The following is a 2,076-nucleotide window of genomic DNA, read 5'->3' on the forward strand; positions in this document are numbered from 1 at the left end:
GCCGGGCCAGCTGGAGCTGCTGGCGGCCGATGTCGGCCAGGGCACGGCCGTGCTGCTGCGCACCGCCAACCACAGCCTGCTCTACGACAGCGGCGCGCAGTACACGCCCCAGGCCGATGCCGGCCAGCGGGTGTTGCTGCCGCTGCTGCGGGCGCTGGGCGTGCGCGAACTGGACCTGCTGCTGCTGAGCCACCGCGACCAGGATCATGTCGGCGGTGCCGCCGCGCTGCTGGCCGGCCTGCCGGTGCGCGCGTTGCTGAGCTCGCTGGACGAGGGTCATGTCTTGCTGGCGGCAGGCCCGCCGCAGCGCCGCTGTGAGCGGGGCCTGCGCTGGCGCTGGGACGGCGTGGACTTCGAGATCCTGCACCCGCAGCCGGCCGACTACCGGCGCGAGGCCGTCAAACCGAATGCGCTGTCCTGTGTGCTGAAGGTGTGGGCCGGCGCGCGCGGCGTGCTGCTGAGCGGCGATATCGAGGCGGCCCAGGAGCAGAGCCTGCTGGGCCTGCCGCAGCTGCCCAGCGACTTGCTGATGCTGGCCCACCATGGCAGCCAGACTTCGTCGACGCCGGCTTTCCTGGACGCGGTGGCGCCGCGCCAGGCCTTTGTGCAGGCCGGCTACCGCAACCGCTTCGGCCATCCGGCCCCGGCCGTACTGGCACGGCTGCAGGCGCGCGGCGTGCCGGTCTGGAACTCGGCCGACTGCGGCGCGCTGCGCTGGCGCAGCGATGCGCCCGAGCCCTCATGCCAGCGCGAGCTGGTGCGGCGCTACTGGCAGCGCACGGCGGTGGTCGAGCGCGAGGTGGGCCTTTCCGGCGCCGACGATCAGGGTTTTTGAGCGCTGTCCCTGAAGCCACGCAGCGTGCGCCCCAGCTCGATCACCGCATAGGCGTAGTAGCTGGACCAGTTGTAGCGGGTCAGCGCATAGAAGTTGGCGGTGCCGGCGATATAGCTGGGCGCGGCCGTGCCGTTCTGCAGCTCGACCAGGGCCAGCGCGCCCTGGTGTTCGCGGCCGGCCTCCGAGAGCTCGGCACCGGCCTCGGCGAACTGGGCGGCGCTGAAGCTGGGCAGGATGTCGGGCGCCAGCAGGCGGGCCCGCTCGACGGTGTCGACCGGTACCGCCACCGTGTAATGGGTGGGCATGCCGGGCCGCCAGCCATGCTGGGCCAGGTAGTGGGCCACCGAGCCGATCGCGTCGACCGGGTTGCCAATCAGGTCGACATGGCCGTCGCCATCGAAATCGATCGCATGCTTGTTCCAGCTGCTTGGCATGAACTGCGGCCAGCCCATTGCGCCCGCGTAGGAGCCTTTGACGGTCGCCGCGTCCAGCCCCTCGCGCTGGCACAGCTTCAGGAACTCGGCCAGCTCGGCGCGGAAGAACTCACTGCGGTCGCGCCGCCCGGGCGGGAAGTCGAAGCCCAGCGTCACCAGCGCGTCCAGCACGCGAAAGCCGCCGGTGATCTGGCCGTAGAAGGTCTCGACGCCGATCAGGCCGGCGATCAGCTCGGCCGGCACGCCATACTGCGCCTCGGCCCGCGCCAGCGCGGCCTCATGGGTGGCCCAGAAGGCCAGGCCGGCCTGCAGCCGGCGCGGCTCGACGAAGCGGGCCCGGTAGGCGGCCCAGTCCTTGGCCGTGCCGGCCGGCGGCGGCATGATCAGGCGCTGCACCGTGGGCAGCTTGCGGGCCTGGGACAGCAGGCGGCGCAGGCCGGCCTCGTTCCAGCCCAGCAGTGCGGCCTGCTCGCTGGCGAAACGCATCAGGTCTTCGCGCTCGCCGTAGAGCGCGGCGGCGGGCGGCGGTGCTGCTTGTTTCTTCTTGGTGGCTTGGGCCGGGCCGGCCAGCGCGGCGGTGATCAGGGCAAGGGTCAGGGCACGCAACAACATCAGGAGGTCTTCATGGTCTGGTGCCGCAGCATACGGCCTGCGGCACGGAACTCGCGCAGCCAGCGCCAGCGGTTCAGCCAGCCGGCCGTGTTCGCGGCCTTCGCCGTGCTGCCGGCCGCATAGCGCGCGAGCTCCAGCGCCAGCAGCTGGCGTGCCAGCGGCTCGGCCGCCGCGCCGTGGCGGGCCCGCAGCAGG

Annotated in this window: 3 protein-coding genes; 1 reads left to right on the forward strand and 2 read right to left on the reverse strand. The window is 72.4% G+C overall.

Going from position 1 to position 2,076, the window contains the following annotated elements; translation table 11 throughout:
• The coding region (locus tag PO768_RS21665; protein WP_272647708.1) for a ComEC/Rec2 family competence protein at nt 1-835 on the forward strand (835 nt) is incomplete at its 5' end.
• Here the strand turns inward: PO768_RS21665 and mltB are convergent.
• The gene (gene mltB, locus PO768_RS21670) at nt 823-1,881 is read right to left on the reverse strand and encodes a lytic murein transglycosylase B (protein ID WP_137941986.1); all 1,059 of its coding nucleotides are present in this window, start codon (nt 1,879-1,881) and stop codon (nt 823-825) included. The two genes, PO768_RS21665 and mltB, sit on opposite strands and share 13 nt — an antisense overlap.
• Nucleotides 1,881-2,076, reverse strand: a 196-nt coding sequence (locus tag PO768_RS21675; protein WP_272647709.1) for a hypothetical protein, incomplete at its 5' end; no start/stop codon positions are given. The genes mltB and PO768_RS21675, both read right to left, overlap by 1 nt.

It is taken from the genome of Paucibacter sp. XJ19-41 (assembly GCF_028462495.1).
Lineage (GTDB): Bacteria > Pseudomonadota > Gammaproteobacteria > Burkholderiales > Burkholderiaceae_C > Roseateles_E.

Coding starts and splice junctions, on each gene's coding strand:
- mltB (WP_137941986.1), bottom strand. CDS start 1,881: ATGTTGTTGCGTGCCCTGACCCTTGCCCTGATCACCGCCGCGCTGGCC.